Annotated in this window: 15 protein-coding genes; 3 read left to right on the plus strand and 12 right to left on the minus strand. The window is 67.7% G+C overall.

The window, feature by feature from the left end; all coding sequences use genetic code 11:
- Nucleotides 1-12 precede the first annotated feature (12 nt).
- Nucleotides 13-1,404 (minus strand): UDP-N-acetylglucosamine 2-epimerase, encoded by a 1,392-nt coding sequence (locus AC3ANN_RS11940; protein ID WP_488337615.1) that lies wholly within the window; start codon nucleotides 1,402-1,404, stop codon nucleotides 13-15.
- Nucleotides 1,405-1,410: 6 nt separating this feature from the next.
- Here AC3ANN_RS11940 and AC3ANN_RS11945 point away from each other — a divergent pair, with 6 nt between their 5' ends.
- Nucleotides 1,411-2,889 (plus strand): DUF2142 domain-containing protein, encoded by a 1,479-nt coding sequence (locus AC3ANN_RS11945; protein ID WP_488337616.1) that lies wholly within the window; start codon nucleotides 1,411-1,413, stop codon nucleotides 2,887-2,889.
- Here the strand turns inward: AC3ANN_RS11945 and AC3ANN_RS11950 are convergent.
- The 3 genes from AC3ANN_RS11950 to glf form a co-directional block, all read right to left on the minus strand.
- Nucleotides 2,868-3,242 (minus strand): DUF2304 family protein, encoded by a 375-nt coding sequence (locus AC3ANN_RS11950; protein WP_488337617.1) that lies wholly within the window; start codon nucleotides 3,240-3,242, stop codon nucleotides 2,868-2,870. The genes AC3ANN_RS11945 and AC3ANN_RS11950 overlap by 22 nt on opposite strands.
- On the minus strand, nucleotides 3,239-3,997 hold the full coding sequence (locus AC3ANN_RS11955) for a glycosyltransferase family 2 protein (RefSeq protein ID WP_488337618.1): 759 nt from the start codon (nucleotides 3,995-3,997) through the stop codon (nucleotides 3,239-3,241). Before AC3ANN_RS11955 ends, AC3ANN_RS11950 begins: the two co-directional genes overlap by 4 nt.
- Nucleotides 3,998-4,063: 66 nt before the next feature.
- Nucleotides 4,064-5,200: a UDP-galactopyranose mutase gene (gene glf / locus AC3ANN_RS11960; RefSeq protein WP_488337619.1), complete on the minus strand. Its 1,137-nt coding sequence runs from the start codon at nucleotides 5,198-5,200 to the stop codon at nucleotides 4,064-4,066.
- A gap of 108 nt (nucleotides 5,201-5,308) precedes the next feature.
- On the opposite strand from glf, the gene AC3ANN_RS11965 reads away from it, so the two are divergent.
- Nucleotides 5,309-5,740, plus strand: coding sequence for a GtrA family protein (locus AC3ANN_RS11965; protein ID WP_488337620.1), 432 nt, complete (start codon nucleotides 5,309-5,311; stop codon nucleotides 5,738-5,740).
- Between the two features lie 13 nt (nucleotides 5,741-5,753).
- On the opposite strand, the gene AC3ANN_RS11970 is transcribed toward AC3ANN_RS11965, so the two are convergent.
- From AC3ANN_RS11970 to AC3ANN_RS11980, 3 genes are read right to left on the minus strand one after another with little or no spacing between them, the layout of a single operon-like run.
- The gene (locus AC3ANN_RS11970; protein ID WP_488337621.1) at nucleotides 5,754-6,767 is read right to left on the minus strand and encodes a Gfo/Idh/MocA family oxidoreductase; all 1,014 of its coding nucleotides are present in this window, start codon (nucleotides 6,765-6,767) and stop codon (nucleotides 5,754-5,756) included.
- The gene (locus AC3ANN_RS11975; RefSeq protein ID WP_488337622.1) at nucleotides 6,767-7,864 is read right to left on the minus strand and encodes a DegT/DnrJ/EryC1/StrS family aminotransferase; all 1,098 of its coding nucleotides are present in this window, start codon (nucleotides 7,862-7,864) and stop codon (nucleotides 6,767-6,769) included. Before AC3ANN_RS11975 ends, AC3ANN_RS11970 begins: the two co-directional genes overlap by 1 nt.
- Complete coding sequence (locus AC3ANN_RS11980) at nucleotides 7,861-8,475, minus strand: acyltransferase (RefSeq protein ID WP_488337623.1); 615 nt, start codon at nucleotides 8,473-8,475, stop codon at nucleotides 7,861-7,863. The genes AC3ANN_RS11975 and AC3ANN_RS11980 overlap by 4 nt, the downstream gene beginning before the upstream one ends.
- Before the next feature lie 50 nt (nucleotides 8,476-8,525).
- Between AC3ANN_RS11980 and AC3ANN_RS11985 the strand changes: the two genes are divergently transcribed.
- The gene (locus AC3ANN_RS11985) at nucleotides 8,526-10,121 is read left to right on the plus strand and encodes a DUF2142 domain-containing protein (RefSeq protein ID WP_488337624.1); all 1,596 of its coding nucleotides are present in this window, start codon (nucleotides 8,526-8,528) and stop codon (nucleotides 10,119-10,121) included.
- On the opposite strand, the gene AC3ANN_RS11990 is transcribed toward AC3ANN_RS11985, so the two are convergent.
- From AC3ANN_RS11990 to AC3ANN_RS12010, 5 genes are all read right to left on the minus strand, one after another.
- Entirely contained in the window at nucleotides 10,106-10,960 is an 855-nt protein-coding gene (locus tag AC3ANN_RS11990; RefSeq protein ID WP_488337625.1) for a glycosyltransferase, read from the minus strand. The two genes, AC3ANN_RS11985 and AC3ANN_RS11990, sit on opposite strands and share 16 nt — an antisense overlap.
- Entirely contained in the window at nucleotides 10,953-12,161 is a 1,209-nt protein-coding gene (locus tag AC3ANN_RS11995) for an ABC transporter ATP-binding protein (RefSeq protein ID WP_488337626.1), read from the minus strand. Before AC3ANN_RS11995 ends, AC3ANN_RS11990 begins: the two co-directional genes overlap by 8 nt.
- Entirely contained in the window at nucleotides 12,161-13,072 is a 912-nt protein-coding gene (locus tag AC3ANN_RS12000; protein ID WP_488337627.1) for an ABC transporter permease, read from the minus strand. Before AC3ANN_RS12000 ends, AC3ANN_RS11995 begins: the two co-directional genes overlap by 1 nt.
- 67 nt (nucleotides 13,073-13,139) lie before the next feature.
- Nucleotides 13,140-14,990, minus strand: coding sequence for a rhamnan synthesis F family protein (locus tag AC3ANN_RS12005; RefSeq protein WP_488337628.1), 1,851 nt, complete (start codon nucleotides 14,988-14,990; stop codon nucleotides 13,140-13,142).
- Nucleotides 14,991-15,100: 110 nt separating this feature from the next.
- Nucleotides 15,101-16,960 carry a rhamnan synthesis F family protein gene (locus tag AC3ANN_RS12010; RefSeq protein WP_488337629.1) on the minus strand — a complete coding sequence of 620 codons (1,860 nt, stop codon included), beginning with the start codon at nucleotides 16,958-16,960 and terminating at the stop codon, nucleotides 15,101-15,103.
- Nucleotides 16,961-16,984: the final 24 nt, after the last annotated feature.

Here is a 16,984-nt window from a genome sequence, read left to right on the forward strand (position 1 = left end):
GGGAGTGCCGCTTCAGCCGTGCAGGTCGTCGCGCGCCGCGGCGTCGCCGGGTACGGCGAATCCACGCGCCACCAGGTCCGCCACGATGATGTCGGACGGGGACTGGTCCTTCCCCGGCTCGCCACGACGGTATTCCTTGTAGGCCGAGAGGAATTCGGTCAGCGTCGGCTGGTCCCAGCCCGACAACACGGCCGTTGTACCCAAACCGTCGTGGCGCTCGGTGGCCTTGCGGTGGATCAGCGTCGGCACCCCGAGCGCGGCAGCCTCCTCTTGGATTCCACCTGAATCCGTCACGATGAACTCCGCGCCACTCATCGTCGCGACGAACTCGCTGTGCTCGAGCTTGGTCATGAGGGTGAATCTCTCGAATCCGAGCTCCTCGATGACGAGCGCTATCGCCGCGCTGGAATAGGAGTCGACGATGATGCGAAGCGGGAGTGGACTGTTGCGGTCCAGATTGCGGAGCGTCTCGCGCACGAGACCGGGATTGGAGATGAACTCGTATCTGTGAAGCAGGACGAGCCCGTAGGGCTGCTCCTCGACATCCTGCGGCGCCGAGGCAGACCCGACGACGTCACGTACTGCGTCCTTCGCGGTATTGCCATGCGTGAGAACGACGTTGCGCCTGCCTCGGAGATTCGCAGCCGCCTCCGGCGAAGGAGCGTAGTGGATGTCGGCGATCTTCCCGACGATCCGGCGGTCCAGCTCTTCCGGGAACGGGTGTCGCCAATCGCCTGAACGAAGTCCGGCCTCAACGTGTGCGATGGAAGCACCCACGCCCTTTCCGATCAGGGCGCCGAGCACGGTCGTGACGGTGTCGCCGTGCACGATGACGAGTGACCCCTTGGGCAGTGACCGTCGGATCGAAGGAAGGCGTCGCAACGCCCAGCCGAACACGTCGAATACCCACCCGACCATCTGGATCGGCGATTGCAGCGGTCGTCCGCGCCAACCGTCGGCGATCACTCGCTCCGGCTGCGGCAGTCCGAGCTCGGGGATGGCGCGTCGCAGGGACTCCGTGTGCTGCTGCGTCACCCATTGCTGATACGGCACCCCGAGAGCGTCCAGACGCCGCGCGACAGGCGCGATCTTGATTGCTTCGGCCGTCGTGCCGTAGATGAAGATGATCAAAGGAGTTCCTTGCTCAGGCTCGGCGGGAGTCGTGATGTGGATCAGGACCCTCAAGCGTTCAGATCGATCGCGGCGTCCGTCGTGCGGCGCTCTTCCGCAGTGTCGGCGGGCGTGCGACGCACGGGCAGGAGCCGGCCCGCGTCCCCCGGATACGATGGATCCCGGTCGGCGGTCACCTCCCACCCTAACCGGGCCGACCCACGTCGGTGCATCCAGCCCCTGACGCGCGCCGATCGACCGAGAAGAGCCACATCGATGAAACCTCGCCGCCACACACGCGTGCTCGCCACCGTCCTGGTGCCGGTCGCCATGCTGGTGGCGCTCCTTGCGTGGGGGATCTCGTCTCCGGTCGGCTCGAGCCCCGACGACGACTATCACATGGCGAGCATCTGGTGTGCTGCCGGTGAGGCGGAGGGCATCTGCGAAACGACCTCGGATCCCGATATGCGACTTCTGCCGGGCGACCTCCTCAAGGCGGCGAAGTGCTACGCCTTCATGGAGGAGCAATCCGCGACGTGCCCGCTCCCTGAAGGCCAGATGCTGGGAACCGATCGTGGCAACTGGTCGAGCGCAGCGTATCCTCCCCTGTTCTATGCGGCGATGAGTCCGTTCGTGACGACCGATGTCTCGGTGTCCATCGTCCTGATGCGCTCAGCCAACGCCGTGCTCTATGTCGGCATACTCACCGCGTTGCTGTTCCTCCTGCCGAGACCGCAGCGACCCCTCCTCCTCTGGGGCGCCGCGATCTCCGCGGTCCCGCTCGGCATGTTCCTCATCCCGAGCGTCAACCCGAGTTCATGGGCCGTGCTCTCGGCCACCGGCCTCTGGGTCGCCGCGTGGGGATACTTCCGACAGACGGGCGTGCGGAAATGGCTCCTCGCGGGGCTGAGCGGACTGCTTCTCATCCTGGGGGCTGGATCGCGCAGCGATGCGGCGGTCTATGGGGTCATCGCACTGCTGGCCGCAGCAGTGCTCTCGTTCCGTCGCGACAGGCGCTACCTCCTCGACCTGATCCTGCCCGCAGCCCTGGGCGTCGTCGCCGTCGGGTTCTTCTTCAGCGCGGGGCAATCCGCTGTCGTGACCGGCGACACGGCCGTGACCGGAGGAGGACTCACCACCGGAACGTTGATTCTCATCAACGGCAAGATGCTGCCGCAGCTTTGGGCCGGCGTGTTCGGCCTGAGCGGCCTCGGGTGGCTGGACACTGTGATGCCGGGGATCGTCTGGATCACGGCGCTCGCCATCTTCGCGGCGCTGTGCTTCTGGGGACTGCGTGTGGGCGACTGGCGCAAGTGGCTCGCCACCGGGGGCGTCGCCGCGAGCCTCATCGTGATCCCCATGTACATCCTCGTCCACGACGGAGTGACGGTCGGGTCGGGCGTCCAGCCGCGCTACATCTACCCCCTCATCATCATCCTCGGCGGCGTCGCCCTGGCGGGATTCGCGCGATCCGACCTGGGGCTGGGTCGCCTGCAGCTCGTGATCGTCGGCCTGGGACTCACCGCAGCGAACAGCGTCGCCCTCCACACGAACCTGCGTCGCTACATCACAGGTATGGACTCGCAGAGTTTCAACCTCAACGCCAACATCGAGTGGTGGTGGAATTCACCGATCTCACCGATGGTGGTCTGGGCGATCGGATCCGTGGCCTTCGCTGCCGCGCTGGGAACGCTGACATGGATGATCTGGGATCAGCGTGCCGCCGCGGCATCCGCCGACATCGCCCGGTCGTCGGATCAGGAGTCCGTCTCGTCGTGAGCCCGGGCTCCTTCGAGCTCCTTCACGCGAAGCTCGAGGAGCGCCGTCCGCTCGGCGAGGACACGCGTCTCCGACTCGAGATCGGTGAGCTCGGCACTGTGCTGGATGCACACCATCACGAGCACACCGATGCTGACGAAGAACACCAGGTTGGCCGGGATGACGACGCCGGCCAGGGAGGCCACCCACTCCAGTGCTGCGGGGAAGAGCCCGGCGAGAAGCGCTAGCACGGTGGCGATGAGCCACCAGATGGCGTGGCGCTCGCGAAGTCGCCGTCGCCGGAGCAGCTCGATGACGAACGCGAGCATGACGATCGCGACGATGATCCCGACGATGTACGCGGTGGTCGTCATGCGGGAGCTCCTTCCTGCGCGGGCCTCAGATCGAGGGTGGCGACGCTGGGCGCGGGGCGAAGGTACGCGAACCCGAGGGCCACGAACGCCCTGAGCAGATACACGGCTGCCTTGAACGGATTGTGCGACGGACGGCCGCCCTTGCGGGCCCGCATCGCGACCGGCACCTGCGTGATGCGACACCCCGCTCGCGCAGCGATGACCAGCGCTTCGATCGTGTCGCCGAGATACTCCGCCGGGTAGTTGTCCGCGAACAGAGCGACTGCACGAGGACCGCTCGCCTTGAACCCCGACGTCGTGTCGGTCAGGGTGGTGCGCGCCGTGCGACTGAGCACGCGTGCGATGACGCGCATCGCGAACCGACGCACGCCTCCCGCCTGGTAGTCGCCGACGCCGGCGAAGCGCGCCCCGATGACGATGTCGGCCTCACCGAGCTTCTCGAGCAGCTGAGGCACGGCCGCCGGGTCATGCTGACCATCGGCGTCGATCTGTATCACGACATCGAAGCCGTTCTCAACGGCGTAACGGAAGCCGAGGCGCATGGCACCGCCCACGCCGAGGTTGAAAGGCAGCCGGACGACCTTCGCGCCGGCATCCCGAGCGATTCGAAACGTCGCGTCCTTCGATCCGTCGTCCACGACCAGGCAGGCGATCCCCGGCAGCGTCGAGCGCACTTCGCGGATGACATCCCCGATCGACTCTTCTTCGTTGAAGGCGGGGAGCACGATCAGCACGCGCGGGGAAGAAGGGGGCATGGCCCCGATTCTACCGATCGGCCTCGGGCGCCCCCTCGATGCCGCTGGGGCGCGGCGGGTCGGCGGTCACGCCAGTTCGTTGTTCCACATCGACAGCGCCGAACCGATCGCCATGTGCATGTCGAGGTACTGGTACGTGCCGAGCCGTCCGCCGAAGTAGACGTCGGCTTCGCCCTTGGAAAGCGCACGATAGGCCAGGAGTCCTGCGCGGTCCGCAGGGGTGTTGACCGGATAGTAGGGCTCGTCTTCGCGTCCCGCGAAGCGGGAGAACTCCCTGACGATCACCGTCTTGTCCGTCGGGTAGCGCTCCGCACGCTCCGGATGGAAATGCCGGAACTCGTGGATGCGGGTGAAGGGGACATCGACATCGGCATAGTTCATCACCGGCGTGCCCTGGTAATCCCCGACATCGAGCACCTCCTGCTCGAAGTCGAGCGTGCGCCACGACAGCGCGCCCTCGGCATAGTCGAAGTAGCGATCGATCGGCCCCGTGTAGACGATCGGGAGTCTCCCGACGGTTGCGCGCTTGTTGACCGGCTGCGACTCGTCGAAGAAATCCGTGTCGAGCCGCACCTCGATGCGCGGATGATCCGCCATGCGCTCGAGCCAGGCGGTGTATCCGTCGGTCGGAAGGCCCTCCCACTTGTCGTTGAAGTAACGGTTGTCGTAGGTGTAGCGGACGGGCAGGCGGCTGATCACCTCGGCCGGCAGCTCCCTCGGATCGGTCTGCCACTGTTTGGCCGTGTAATCGCGGATGAACGCCTCGTAGAGCGGGCGGCCGATGAGCCCGATGGCCTTCTCTTCGAGGTTGGAAGCGTCCTTCGCGTCGAACTCGCCGGCGAGCTCATGGATGAGCGCGCGCGCCTGGGCGGGTGTGTACGCCGCTCGGAAGAACTGGTTGATCGTTCCGAGATTGATGGGGAGGGGAAAGACCTCGCCGCGGTGGTTCGTGTAGACGCGGTGGACGTAGTCCGTGAAGGTCGTGAAGCGGTTGACGTACTCCCAGACTCCCGGGTTCGACGTGTGGAAGAGGTGCGCGCCGTAGCGGTGCACCTCGATGCCCGTCGAGGGCTCGTCCTCGCTGTACGCGTTGCCGCCGATGTGGTGCCGGCGGTCGATGACCGTGACCCGCCGTCCGGACGACGCAGCCCGCTCGGCGATCGTGAGACCGAAGAAGCCGGCGCCGACGATGAGGAGATCCATGACGAGTGCAGCCTTCCGGGTCGAACGCTCGTCCACCCTACCGCGGCACCGTGGGGCGTCCGCCGCCCGCGACCACCGCTGCGAACCGGTCGTGCGAGGATGGAGCGCGTGCACGCGGACCCGACGCCTGAGCGTAGATCGCTGCTCGTCCGCCTGTGGTCGTCGAGCGCGGCGCGCTTCCTCGTCGTCGGCGGATTCAGCTTCCTCTTCGACATCGGCCTGCTCTGGCTGTTGCACGAGGTCTTCCACGTCCCTCTCGCGATCAGCACACCGACAGCGTTCCTGACGAGTTTCGTGCTCACCTATACGCTCCAGCGCACGGTCGCCTTCCGATCATCGGAGAGCGTTGCTCCCAGCGCGGTGCGCTACACCATCCTGGTCGCCGTCAACACCGTCGCAACCACGTTGATCGTCGCCGTATCGGACGCCATCGGCCTGCCCTGGGGCATCGGCAAGGTGGCAGCCGTCGTGGCGACCACGGTGTGGAACTACTTCGCGTACCGCTACTGGGTGTTCGCGACGCGAGAGATCGACGACTGACGCGCGGGTCGCCTCACCGCTCGATGTCGGCACCGGGGTCGGCGACGGCGACCGTCACGCCCTGGCGCGCGGAAGAGAGCGCGCTCTCGACGACCTCCAGCGTGTGCGCGGCTTCCGCCATCGTCGACAGCTCGGTGCGGGCCCCCAGGACGGCGTCACGGAACGCCTCGAGCTCGGCACGCAGCGGCTCCTTCTTGGCGAACGCGAACCGCGTGACATCGCCCTCCGACACGCCCCGGAACGTCGAGACCGACTCCCATTCCAGCGCCACCGTGCCGTTCGCGTAGAACGTCAGGTCTGCTGTCGCCGTGTCGGCGATGAAGGTGCCGCGCTCCCCCGTCACGACGGTCACGCGCTCCTTCATCGGGCTCAGCCAGTTGATCAGGTGATTCGCGATGACGCCGCTGCGCAGCCGACCGGTGATCGCGATCATGTCCTCGTGGTCGCGCCCGCTCTTGTGCGCCGTCTGCGCCGACACCGACCCGTACGTCGACTGCGCGACCCACGCCGTCAGGTCGATGTCGTGAGTGGCGAGATCCTTCGCGACGCCGACATCGCCGATGCGGCCAGGGAAGGAACTCTGCCGACGCGTCGCGATCTGGTAGACGTCGCCCGCATCGCCGGCCTCCAGCCGGGCGCGCAACTGCTGGAGCGCCGGGTTGAACCGCTCGACATGCCCCACTGCGCCGACGAGACCGCGCACACCGAACGCCTCCGCGACGAGGCGACCGGTCGGCGCATCCTCCGCGATCGGCTTCTCGACCAGCGTGTGCACTCCGGCATCGGCGAGCGCGAAGGCCGCGTCGGCATGGAAGCGCGTCGGGATGGCGACGATGGCGATGTCGAGCCCCGCGCCGATGAGTTCCTCGACGCCGGCGAGGACCGCCAGGCCTCCGGCGACACGGTGGGGGTCGCCGGCGGGATCCGCCACCGCGACGAGCTCGATGCCCTCGACGTCCCTCAGGATGCGGGCGTGATGGCGTCCCATCATCCCGAGACCGATGAGCCCCGCACGGAGATCGGCCATCAGGCACCCGCTCGCGCGACGGCGTTCACGGCGGTCACGATGCGATCCAGATCGTCGCTGCCGAGGGAGGGATGCACCGGCAGCGAGACGACCTGGCGTGCGGCGTTCTCGGTCTCGGGCAGGTCCAGCCCGGGCGCGTATGGCGCGAGGGAGGGAAGGCGGTGGTTGGGGATCGGATAGTACACGCCACTGCCGACGCCGTGCTCTTCCTTGAGGGCGCGCACGAACCCGTCCCGGTCCTCCGCCACTCGGATCGTGTACTGGTGGTACACGTGATGGGCGCCCTCCGCCACCGGAGGAACGACGACCCCGCGGAGGTTCGCGTCCAGGAAGCCGGCATTCGCGCGACGCGCCTCTGTCCATGCATCGACCTTCGTCAACTGGACACGGCCGATCGCGGCATGCAGATCGGTCATGCGCGCATTGAATCCGACGACCTCGTTCTCGTACTGGCGCTCCATGCCCTGATTGCGCAGAAGTCGCACCCGGCGGGCGAACGCGGCATCGACCGCAGAGACCATCCCGCCCTCGCCGCTGGTCATGTTCTTGGTCGGATACAGCGAGAACATCGCGAACTGGCCGAAGGTGCCGACCCGACGTCCGTCGAGCGCGGCCCCGTGCGCCTGCGCAGCGTCTTCGTACAGCGCCACGCCATGCCGCTCGGCGAGGGACTGGAGCTCCCGCATGCGCGCGGGATGCCCGTACAGGTGAACGGGCATGATGCCCTTCGTCCGGTCGGTGATCGCTGCTTCGACCGACGCCGGGTCCAGGGTGAACGAGTCGGGCTCGATGTCGGCGAAGACGGGCGTGGCGCCGGTGAGAGCGACCGAGTTTCCGGTGGCGGCGAACGTGAAGGAGGGGACGATCACCTCGTCGCCGGGGCCGACCCCCGCGGCGAGGAGACCGAGGTGGAGGCCGGAGGTTCCCGAGTTGACCGCGACGACGTCGCGGCCCGCGACGAAGTGGTCGGAGAACTCGCTCTCGAAGGCCGCGACCTCTGGGCCCTGCGCCACCATGCCGCTCCTCAGCACGCGATCCACGGCGGCCCGCTCATCGTCTCCGATGAGCGGCTTCGCTGCCGGAATGAACTCGGTCACAGTCGCTCCTCCACAAGAACTCCGTCGGCTTCGACGTAGATGGTCTCTGTCGCGGGGCAGCGCCAGCGATTCTCGCCCGCTTCGACGAGCGGCACTCCTGCGCGGCCGACCCATCCGATGCGACGGGCGGGGACGCCCGCGACCAACGCGTGGTCGGGCACGTCCTTGACCACGACCGCGCCCGCAGCCACGGTCGCCCACTCGCCGATCGTCACCGGGGCGACGCACGTCGCGCGCGCGCCGATGGACGCCCCCCGCTTGATCGTGACGCCCACGGGGATCCAGTCGTGCGCGCTCTTGAGAGTCCCGTCCGGATTGATGGCCCGCGGATAGGTGTCGTTCGTCAGCACGACGGCCGGACCGATGAAGACACCGTCCGCCAGAGAGGCCGGCTCATAGACGAGTGCGTAGTTCTGAACCTTGCAGGCATCGCCCATGCGCACGCCGGAGCCGATGTACGCTCCCCGGCCCACGATGCAGTCCCGCCCGATCTGGGCACCTTCGCGCACCTGAGCGAGGTGCCAGATCGAGCTGCCGTCGCCGATCACCGCATCGGCGGCGACATCGGCGCTTGCGGCGATCCGGACGGACGGGAGCTCGGTGGGGCACACGTCACGCAAGCTTACCCGGGCACGCTCGGCGCTCCGACTACGATGATCCAGTGAGATTCCGCCGACCTCCGATGACGAAGGTCGCGGCGTTCGCCGTCCCGGTCCTGTTCTTCCTGGCCCTCGTCGGCTGGTCGTTCGCGTCCCCGGTGGGATCGAGCCCGGATGACAACTTCCACTTGCCGTCGATCTGGTGCGGTCTGGGCGAGCGCGAAGGCCTTTGCGAAGCGTCGGGCGACCCCGACACGCGCATGGTCCCGGCGCCGGTCGTCAACGCGCCCTGCTACGCCTTTCACCCCGAGATGAGCGCTGCCTGCTGGAACAGCGAGCAGGACGGCATGGCCGAGGCCACCTGGATGAACGCGAACGGCCTGTACCCGCGGCTGTTCTACGCGACGATGAGCGTCTTCGCCTCGGAGGACATCGTCAACTCGGTGCTGATCATGCGCGTGTTCAACAGCGCGCTCGTCGTCGGCCTCCTGACGGGCGTCTTCTTCGCCCTGCCACGGCGCACCAGACCGGCCCTGGTGATCTCCGCGGTCGTGACCGCGGTTCCATTGGGCCTCTTCCTCATCGCATCGACGAACCCGTCGGCATGGGCGTTCGCGTCTGCCGCCGTCGTGTGGGCCGCGCTGTATGGCGCCTCCCAGACCACGGGCCGTCGGCAGCTCGTGCTGGCGGGCCTCGCCGTCCTCGGCGCGTGCCTCGGGGCCGGCGCGCGTGCCGATGCCGCAGCGTTCGCGGTTTTCGGCGTCGTGATCGCGGCTGTGCTCGGCGCACGTCGCGGCGGCCGGCTCCTCGTGCCTGCGATCGCGGCAGCCCTGGTGGTCGGGGTGAGCGTCGCGTTCTACCTCAGCGCCGACCAGACAAGCGCCCTCACCTCCGGCCTGCCGAACACCAATCCCCCGCTCACCGGAGCGCAGCACGTCTCGAACTTCTTCGGCGTCCCGTCGCTTTGGCTGGGGGCGTTCGGGGATGCCGGTCTGGGGTGGCTGGACACGTCCGTCCCTGCGGCGGTGCCGGTACTCGCATTCGCGGCGTTCTGCGGTGCCGTCTTCATCGGTGTGCATCGTCCCGACATCCGGCGGTCGATCGCCCTGGTGCTCGCGGTCGTGGCCTGCTGGCTGGTCCCGTTCATCCTGCTCGCGCAGTCGCGTGCGGTCGTCGGGACGATGGTGCAGCCGCGATACATCCTCCCCTTGCTCGTGATCCTCGCAGGCGTGGCGAGCCTCCGTTCAGCCGCACTCCAAGCGTGGACCGGCGCGCGGGCCCTCATCGTCGGGCTCGCCGTCGTCGTTGCTGCGACGCTCGCGATGCAGTTCAACATCCGCCGGTATACGGTCGGCGCGGGGAGCATCGCGATCGATCCGGGCGCGGGCGCCCAGTGGTGGTGGGACGGCGCTGTCGCCCCGGCCGTCGTCTGGATCGGGGGCTCGCTCGCCTTCGCGGCGGCCCTCGTGGTGCTGTGGTTCGCTGTGCGGGCGACGCGCGACATCACGACGGGGACGGATGCCGGAGCCGACGAAGACGCGGATGCTCTGAACCTCGCCCCCGCCGACGGCGCTCCCGACTCGTCGGCGGCCGGTACCGGAGCGCCTGCGACGACCGGCGACGCGACGACCGCCACCGACGATCAGATGTCGCGGTAGCGGATCCCGTCGCGGAGCCCCCGGAAGAACGCGCCGATCTTGGCGGGTCGGCCGCGTTCGCTGAAGAGGACCTTCAGCCACGCCTTCACCCCGTACCGGATGTCGTCGCGGAACCACTTGCCAGGGCCGAAGCGCCGTACGAGGATGACTCGATTCCGCGAGGTGTAGTAATGGCGCATCGGCGAGTAGTCGGAGATGTAGACGCGACGCCAGAGGAAGCGGGCCGGCTTCGATGCGCCGAAGCGGTGATCGAGATGAGTGTCGAACACCTTGAGGTTCGTGTACCCGGCCTTGCCCGCGCGCAGCGAGATGTCGTGGTCGACATAGTCGATGAAGAGGGCCTCGTCGTGCAGGCCGATGTCTTCCAGCAGCGCGCGGGAGAAGAGCGCCCCCGACGAGATGAGCGCCTCGATCGGCGCGCTTCCCTGCCCCCGGTCCGCGTCGTAGACGTTTCCCGTCTCCGCGGCGCGCAGCGCCGGTCCCACGATGCCGACCCTGATGTCGGTGCGGCTCTGCGCACGGAGGAGCGCGGCGAGCATCCCGTCGGCCACGGTGCTGTCCTGGTCGAAGATCCACACATTGTCGAACCCGGCGGCGAGGGCGGCGCGCATTCCAGCGTTGAAACCCGCCGCGACGCCCACATTGCCGTCCTGTTCGAGGACTTCGATGCGATCGCCTACGAGTTCACCCAGGAGCGCACGCGACGCGGCATCCGGCGAGTTGTTGACGATGTAGACCCGCGCCACCTGCAGGAGGAGGCGCTCGACGTTTCCGCGGATCTCGTCTGTCGGATGAAAGGCGAGCACGACGCCCGCCGTCCGATCGGCGGCGTCACCCACGGTCGCTGCTGCCGGGGGCCTCGACGGTGACCGCGGCGGCCACGGTGCCGAAGGTCGGCTGCTCGCTCGTGACGGTGAACAGCGCGCCCTGCATCAGACCGTGACTGCTCTCCTCGCTGACTCCGGCGGCGTTGGCGTTGACGTAGTACTGCCCGGGTCCGAGGTGCACCTCTTCGATGCGCAGGTCGACGTGGATCGGGCCGGAGATCGGCGCCAGTCGAACGCCGAGCACCTCGGTGTTGCTCGCCAGCGCCATGTGACCGAGCGGCGTGTCGATGCTGAAGCCGAGCTCCCACCGCTCGATGGGGCGCAGCGAGTCGACGTGGACCCGGATCGTGAGCGGGGCGCCCGCCGCCACATTGCGCGTGGGCTCGTCGTTCGCGTCGAGGAGTTCGATGCGCTTCACCTGGATGGGGTGCGTGGTGCCGGCGGGCGGCGCCTCGCCCACCCGACGGCCGTCGAGGACGTCGCGCAACGCGCCGATGGCCGCGTTCGTGTCGCCGTCGAAGACCACCTTGCCGTCGCTGAGCACGATGCCGCGGTCGCAGAGTTCCGCCACCTGCTGGGCCGAGTGGCTCACCAGGATGATCGTCCGCCCCTCTTCGCGGAACTGGGCGATGCGCTCCATGCACTTGCGCTGAAACGCCTCGTCGCCCACCGCGAGCACCTCGTCCACGAGGAGGATGTCGGGATCGGTGTGCACGGCGACCGCGAAGGCGAGCCGGACGTACATGCCGGACGAGTAGAACTTGACGGCCGTGTCGATGAAGTCGCCGATGCCGCTGAACGCGACGATCGCGTCGAACTGCTCGTCGATCTGGTCGCGTGACAGGCCGAGGATCGACGCGTTGAGGTAGACGTTCTCGCGGCCGCTGAGATCGGGGTGAAAGCCGGCGCCGAGCTCGAGCAGCGCCGCCATGCGGCCGCGGGTCTCGATCCGGCCCGAGGACGGCGACACGATGCCGCCGATGAGCTTGAGCAGCGTGCTCTTGCCCGAGCCGTTGGCTCCCATGAGCCCGACGGTCGTGCCGGCCTGGATCGACAGCGAGACGTCGTCGACCGCGATGAAGTCCTGGCGGTGCGCGCTGCCGAGGCGACCGAAGTAGACGATCCGGTCCTTGAGGTTGTTGTCTTTCCGGACGACGAAATGCTTGCTGACGTCGGTCAGGCGCACCAGGTCCGGCGGCGTGGCGGTGTCCATCACAGCTCCTGTGCGAAGTTGCCCTGCATGCGGACGAACGCACGATGGGAGATGAAGAGGAACACGAGACCGACCACGCCTGCGACGACCATCCGCAGTGCGAGGTTGTCGGGGTAGTCCGCCGGAGCCCCGCCGTTCCAGAACGCCTTGTGGAAGCCCAGCACACCGATCGTGATCGGGTTCGCGGCATAGAGCTCGAGGACCCACGACGGCAGGTGGAAGCGCGCGATCGAGTCGACCACCATCTGCCACGAGTACACGATCGGTGAGCCCCACATCGCGAGCATCATGACGACCTCGGTCAGGTACTGGATGTCGCGGAGGTAGACGTTCAGCGCCGCCAGGAGCAGGCCGATCGCGAGGCCCCACACCAGGATGAGTCCCACGGAGGGGAAGAACCACAGCATCTGCGTGGGGGCGGGGAGCGCGCCCAGCACGACCGCCGCGACGATCAGGATCAGCAGCTGCACCAGGAACATGAAGGATGCCGCGCCGATGCTCGCAAGTGGGAAGATCTCCCGTGGGAGGTAGATCTTCTTCACCAGCCCCGCGTTGCCGATGATCGATCCGGTGGCGCCGAAGACCATGTCGCTGAAGAATGCGAACAGCGTCAGGCCGGAGAACAGATAGATCGCGAACTGATCGATGCCGCGAGCGGCGCCGAGGAACTGCCCCAGCACGATGTAGTACATCAGGAACTGGATCAGCGGTCGGATCACCGTCCACAGGAAGCCGAGTGCGCTGTCGCGATACCGGGCCTGCAGATCGCGACGTACGAGCAGATTGAGAAGCTCACGGCGGGAGAAGATCTCGCCGAGCTTGCCGCCGCGCACGCGCGGTCGATGACCGCGGGTGTCGACGACGGTGAACGGCTCAGCCGCGAGCCGCGCAAAACGTGCAGAAGTGTCCAAGGGGGTACTCGCTATCGGGTCGACCAGAGAACTATAGCCGCATGGCTGGGCCCGGCGATCGCGGACCTCACGACCCCGGCTTCCGTGGCAGCGCGCGCCTGGCGGTGGCGATCGGGTGTCGCAGTCGGCGGGCCCAGCGTCCGAGGAATCGGTCGGGCTCCAGCGCGCCGAGGATCCTCCCCTCGGCACCGGGGTGGTTGACGCGAAGGTACATGCGGAGGAAGTCGCGCGCGCGTCCCTGCCCCACATAACCGGCGCGACGGATGAACCGGATCTGCTCGTACGTGTAACCGGGAGTGGTGGCCGAGAGCTCGTCGAAGTTGAACTCGAACGCGGTGTGCGAGATCGAGGTGTACTCGGTCGTCGCAGCGGTGCGCGTGTGATAGCCGAGCTCGGCGGCCGCGTACGAGGGCATGCGCTCCAGGATGTGGGCGAGACCGCCGTCGCGATACGCCTCCGCCCCGCCGAACTCCTCGTAACGCCACTCGCGCTCGACGAGGATGCGAAGAGCCTCCGGGCGAGCGATGTACATGGAGCCGTACGGTGCAAGCGGCGAGATGTCGTCGAGCGGTACGCGGATGCCGAGCTCACGCGCGAGCACCTCGAACCCCGGCTTGTTGGACCACCAGCCGCGGCCCATCGACGGGTAGCCGATATGGATCATCGGCGGGTACACGAGCCCCAGACCGGGCTCACGCTGGAACAGCGCGAGCAGATTGGAGGTGTACCCGGGGCTCCCGAGCAGGTTGTCGAACTGCTGGCTCTTGAAGTGGCGGCCGACGTTGAACCCGTCCTGCGGTGTCTTCTTCGAGTGCAGCTTGACCACCAGGTCGTAGTCGTCGCTGAGCAGCACGTCCCGGCATCCGATGAGGAAAGCGCTCTGGTCGCGGCCGTCGTTGATGACGACGCGGACGTCGACCTTCCCGCGCGATGCCCGCTTCGCGATCCTGCTGCGGATCGCCTTCGCCTTCTCCTCCGACGGGGTCGTGACGACGAGGTCGTATGCCCCAGGGAGCGTATCGACCAGGTCGAGCATCTCGTCGGTCATCTCCTCGTAGAAGATGTGGGCCGTCACGACGATCCGGAATGGACGGTCGGGGTCGTACACCCCGTCGACGTCGGGCAGCACGTCGAAGAGGCCCGCGTCCGCGTTGAGGTCGCGCGGTGCGACGTTGCGCGCGAGATTCTTCAGAGCCAGGTCGACGGGATAGCCGTGGCGTGCCGCCCTGGCCAGCGTCCATCGCCCGATCGCGGAGTACCGATCCAGGTAGGGCGGCCACTCCACGAAAGGGCGACGCCGCAGCAGCGGGCAGCCGTCGTCGATCAGCTCCTGCGCGGCGAGGAGCGAGGCATCCTTGAAGCCGTGGTCGGCGCTGGGGTATGCGACGTCGGCGGTGAACCCGCGGTCGGTGAAATGCTCCGTGAACGTCGCCTCGTGCTTGAGCACCGCATCGAAGTACGACGGCATCTGCGGCAGATCCCGCCAATACGCCGCCCACTCCTCCGACAGGAACATCTCCCGCCGCACCGCGATCCAGAACGACTGCAGGTGATACGGCAGCACACCCTTGCCCGTGAACGGATTCGGCTCCTCCCGGGCATGATCGGTCATCCCCCAGAAATGAACCGCCCGCTCCCCCATCCTCTCGAACACCGGACCATACGGACGCACCGGACCGAACCAGGTGTCATTGGTCAGCAGAACCTCATCGAACTCCGCCAGCCCCGCACCCACATGATCCAGCGCCGCCTTGTGCGCCCAGATGTCGAAACCCTCGTTCTCACGCACCAGGATCTCGTCCGCGACCGGCTCCAGCGCCGCCCGACCCGCCGCCGTCAGCTCACCGTTGACGACCACCAGCACCCGCGTCGCATGATCCCGCAGCCCCGACAACGCCACCGGGATGTAATCGTCCACATCCCCACGCCGATCGAACACCACATACACCACAAGCCGACGACCACCCACAGGAAAAACCCCCGGTGCCGCCACCGCGGTGCGCGCGTCCGACTCCGTCGATCCGTGCGTCACAGCTCTTCCTTCGTCTCGGGGATGCCCCGGACCCGGCGTGCGACGGCCTTGCCGCGGCGGACGACGCCGCGCGCGATCCTGCCCGCCGGCGACAGCACGGGATGCAGCGCCTGCATGGTGCGAGGGTGGTTCATCCGCATGTACATCCGCGTGAATGCGACCGCGCCGCCCGCGCCCATCCAGCCTGCGCGGTGGAGATACTGGATCTGCTCGACCGGATATCCCGGTGTGGTGGAGGACAGCTGGTCGACCTTGTACTCCAGGGACACGTGGCTGATCGCGGCGTGCTCGGGGGTGAGCACCGTGCGCACGTGGTAGCCGAGCTCGCCGGCGGCCAGGGGCACGACCCGCTCGAGCAGCTTGCCGAGTTCCGCGCCGCCGGCGGGCGGCTTGCGGAACTGGTCGTATGTCCACTCGACGTCGGTGAGAAGGCGCAGCGACTCCGGCCGTGCGATCCACATCCCCCCGAGCGGGGCGAGCGGCGAGACGCCGTCGAGCGGGACCCGGATGTTCAGCTCCTCGGTGAGCTCGATTCCGCGCTCCCGGTAGGTGTGCCACCCGCGGCCAGGCGTCGCGTAGCCGATGTGCATGGGCGGCGGGAAGACCAGGCCCAGACCCTGCTCGCGCTGGAACATGCCCAGGATGTTGGCGACGTGGCCGGGGCCCGCCAGCAGGTTGCCCAGCTGGTAGCTGCGGAAGTAGCGAGCGGCGTTGGGGTTGCGCTTGCCGGGAGTGCGACCGTGCACCTTGATCACGAGGTCGTGATCGCCCGCCCGCAGCACGTCGCGCCATCCGACGAAGAACGCGCTCATGTCCCGTCCGCGCCCCGCTGGTACGAGCCGAACCTCTCGGCGCTGGGCGAGGGGCAGGTCGGCGCCTGTGACACCACGCTCGACGGCCGCGAAGTCATCGCGATCCACGGTCGAGACGAACAGGTCGAACGGCACCGGGATCATCGCCACGCGGCGGAGCACCCGTGCGAGCGAGCCGGCCGACGGGACGTGTGCGACGACTGCCAGGCGGAACGGCCGCGCAGGATCGTAAGAGACGTCGACGTCGGGCAGCACCTCGAGCATGCCCACGTCGGCATTGAGCGTCTTCGGCGCGACATTGCGGGCGAGGTTCTGAAGAATCGCGTCGATGGGGTAGCGGTGCGCCGCCGCCCGCTCGAGGTTGTGTCGGCCGATGACTGCGTGCCGGTCGAGGAATGGCGGGTAGTGGAAGAACGGGCGCCGCTTCAGTACGGGGCAGCCATCGTCCATCAGGAGATCGGGGTTGAACAGCGCGGGGTGATCGGTCGGGTAGTCGGCGCTGGGGTATGCGACGTCGGCGGTGAACCCGCGGTCGGTGAAATGCTCCGTGAACGTCGCCTCGTGCTTGAGCACCGCATCGAAGTACGACGGCATCTGCGGCAGATCCCGCCAATACGCCGCCCACTCCTCCGACAGGAACATCTCCCGCCGCACCGCGATCCAGAACGACTGCAGGTGATACGGCAGCACACCCTTGCCCGTGAACGGATTCGGCTCCTCCCGGGCATGATCGGTCATCCCCCAGAAATGAACCGCCCGCTCCCCCATCCTCTCGAACACCGGACCATACGGACGCACCGGACCGAACCAGGTGTCATTGGTCAGCAGAACCTCATCGAACTCCGCCAGCCCCGCACCCACATGATCCAGCGCCGCCTTGTGCGCCCAGATGTCGAAACCCTCGTTCTCACGCACCAGGATCTCGTCCGCGACCGGCTCCAGCGCCGCCCGACCCGCCGCCGTCAGCTCACCGTTGACGACCACCAGCACCCGCGTCGCATGATCCCGCAGCCCCGACAACGCCACCGGGATGTAATCGTCCACATCCCCACGCCGATCGAACACCAC

This window comes from Microbacterium sp. STRO-2N (assembly GCF_057747775.1).